The 1,637-nt window shown below is 61.9% G+C and carries 1 protein-coding gene; it reads left to right on the forward strand.

The features are described 5' to 3' along the window. The first annotated feature begins 139 nt into the window (after positions 1 to 139). On the forward strand, positions 140 to 1,621 hold the full coding sequence (gene rlmD / locus AC1D1P_RS22800) for a 23S rRNA (uracil(1939)-C(5))-methyltransferase RlmD (RefSeq protein WP_477674561.1): 1,482 nt from the start codon (positions 140 to 142) through the stop codon (positions 1,619 to 1,621). The last annotated feature ends 16 nt before the right edge of the window (positions 1,622 to 1,637 follow it).

Consider the following 1,637-nt stretch of genomic DNA (forward strand, 5'->3'; position numbering starts at 1 on the left):
CCTGTACGCAGCCCGAGCGCCTCTGTATAGAACTCGACGGCGCGTTCCATGTTGTCAACATCGATGCAMATACGAAGCTCCATGGCGCCTTCCTTTCACGGGTTCAGAAAATGGTACCGCAGCCTGAGACAATTGGTGCATGACAGAAGAAAGCCAGAACAAGCAGCCTGCTACGGCGGCCGACTACCCGCCGGACGTGCTCGAAGTTGAATCACTCGACATCGAAGCCCAGGGAATTGCCCACAGGGCTGACGGCAAGGTGGTTTTTATCGAGGGTGCCCTGCCTTTCGAACGGGTAACTGCCAACGTCTACCGCAAGAAAAGCAGCTTTGAAAAAGCCATGGTGATGGCGATTCACCGTGAATCGTCCCAGCGTGTGCGGCCGGCATGCCCGCATTTCGGCATGCACACCGGCGCATGCGGCGGCTGCAAGATGCAGCATTTGCATGTGGGGGCGCAGGTGGCCGTGAAGCAGCGTGTGCTGGAAGACAATCTCTGGCACATCGGCAAGGTCAAGGCGGACAACCTGCTGCGGCCCATCGAAGGGCCGGCCTGGGGATACCGCTATCGCGCGCGGCTGTCGGTGCGGTATGTCCGCAAAAAGGGTGCCGTGCTGGTGGGGTTTCACGAGCGTAAAAGCGGCTACGTGGCCGATATGACCGAATGCCATGTGGTGCCCCGGCACGTCAGCGACATGCTCGTGCCGCTGCGCGAGCTGATCGGCAGCATGGATGCGAAGGAAACCCTGCCGCAGATCGAGCTGGCCTGTGGCGACGAGGTCACGGCCATGGTGCTGCGCCATATGGAACCCTTGAGCACCGGTGACTTGAACCGCCTGCGTGCTTTCGCTGTGTTGAACCCCGGCCTGCAATGGTGGCTGCAACCGGGGGGCCTCGAGACGGTCAAGCTGCTGGACGACGCTGTGCAGGAGCTGAGCTACGGCCTGCCGGAGTTCGATGTGGTCATGCCGTTCAAACCGACCGATTTCACGCAGGTCAACCCTCACATCAACCAGGTGCTGGTGTCGCGTGCACTGCGGATGCTGGCGGTGCAGCCGGACGAGCGGGTGATCGACTGGTTTTGCGGCCTGGGCAATTTCACCTTGCCGCTGGCCACACGCGCCCGTGAAGTGCTGGGCATCGAAGGCAGTGAAGTCCTGGTCGCCCGTTCACGCGAGAATTTTGAAAGAAACAGGCCTGCATCCAGCGTCCGACGGGCGCTGGCAGCTACAAAATTTGTAGCGCGCAACCTGTTTGAAATGACGCCGGCGATGCTGGTGAAAGACGGCCGGGCCGACAAATGGCTGGTGKACCCTCCGCGTGAAGGCGCTTTTGAGCTCTTCAAGTCCCTGGCAGCGCTGCACCAACAGATCGTCAGCGGCGTCCCCTGTGACGACGGTGAGCACCAGCAGAGCCTGGCCYTGAACGGCTGGGYGCCGCCGCAGCGCATTGTCTATGTAAGCTGCAACCCGGCCACCCTGGCGCGGGATGCGGGCGTGCTGGTGGACAGCGGCGCATACCGCTGCACGGCGGCCGGTGTGGTCAACATGTTCCCGCATACGGCCCATGTGGAGTCCATTGCGGTGTTTGATTTGGCCCCCACGGTCGCTCACTGCGTGTAGCTCCCTGCCCCCGAGG

The organism is Polaromonas sp. P1_E1_2, assembly GCF_056406035.1.